The sequence below is a fragment of the Stenotrophomonas sp. VV52 genome, from assembly GCF_002893095.1.
Taxonomy (GTDB): Bacteria; Pseudomonadota; Gammaproteobacteria; order Xanthomonadales; family Xanthomonadaceae; genus Stenotrophomonas; species Stenotrophomonas aracearum.
Genome location: NZ_PKQQ01000035.1, coordinates 1 through 1,224, shown reverse-complemented (window position 1 = coordinate 1,224; position 1,224 = coordinate 1). Strand labels below are relative to the sequence as shown.

Genomic DNA, 1,224 nt, shown 5'->3' with positions numbered 1-1,224 from the left:
GGGTTCACCCCCGTTTTCACGGACACTTACAAGAAGGCCGATCCAGGCCATGAGGAGTGTTCATGTCAAAGCGTAGGAAGTTCAGTGCCGAGTTCAAGCGTGGTGCGGTTGAGCAGGCAAGCCAGCCCGGCGTCAGCTGTGCTCAGGTGGCGCGGGAGCTGGGGATTCGCGACACGCTGCTGACTCGCTGGAAACGCGAGGCACAGAGCCCGGGTGCTGTCGCCTTCGGCGGCACCGGGACACCTCGGGATGAAGAGCTGGCCCGCCTCAAGCGCGAGCTGGCGCGGGTAAAGAAGGAACGGGATTTTTTGCGAGAAGCGGCGACGTTCTTTGCAAAGGAATCATCCTGAGGTATCAGGTGATCGAACGTTGCCGCGATGAGTTTCCGATTCGGCTGATGTGCCGCTGCCTGAAGGTATCGGCCAGCGGGTATTACGAGTGGAGCAAGCGTCCTGTGAGTGCCCGACAGGTCGAAAATGAGCGCTTGGTGGTAAGGATGCGTGAGCTGCATGAAGACAGCCGGGGTACTCTGGGAGCCGGCCGCATGCGCGAAGACTTGGCTGAGGAAGGTCAGAGCGCCAGCCTGAACCGGGTAGCGCGCCTGATGGCCGCCGACGGCCTGCAGGGCTGGCCCCGGCGCAAGCGCCGCGGGCAGCGCGCAAGTCCGGCCATGACACCGCCGGGCGTGGTCAACCTGCTTGAACGCGATTTTCTCGCGCTGGAGCCGGAAACCAAGTGGGTGACCGATATCACCGAGATCAAGACCCGTCAGGGCAAGCTGTATCTGTGCATCGTGCTGGATCTGTACGACCAGCGCATTGTGGGCTGGTCAATGCACGATCGACAGGATCGCCAGATGGTGATCCGGGCAGTGCAGATGGCGGTCTGGCAGCGTCAAGGCAGCCACGAAGTCATCCTGCATTCGGATCGTGGCAGTCAGTTCCGCAGCGGTGACTACCAGGCATATCTCGCGGCTAACGGGCTGATCTGCTCGATGAGCGCTGTGGGACATTGCGGCGACAATGCGGCCTGCGAAGGCTTCTTTGGGCTACTCAAGCGTGAGCGAGTCTATCGAACGAACTATCCGGCACTGGATGCAGCACGAGCGGATGTGTTTGACTACATCGAGCGACGCCATAACCCAAGGATGCGGCGAAGGGTCGCCAGGCAGGATCAGAAGGTTGCAGCTCTTTTAGAACCGTCCGTGATATCGGGGTAGAACCC

Annotated in this window: 1 protein-coding gene; it reads left to right on the top strand. The window is 61.0% G+C overall.

The genetic code is table 11. The features are described from left to right. The first annotated feature begins 62 nt into the window (after nt 1–62). Nucleotides 63–1,219 (top strand): IS3 family transposase gene (locus C2U58_RS19715; RefSeq protein ID WP_099527056.1). Its coding sequence is split into 2 segments (ribosomal slippage): nt 63–303 and nt 303–1,219, totalling 1,158 coding nucleotides; the frame shifts between segments, so codons are not numbered across the junction. Nucleotides 1,220–1,224: the final 5 nt, after the last annotated feature.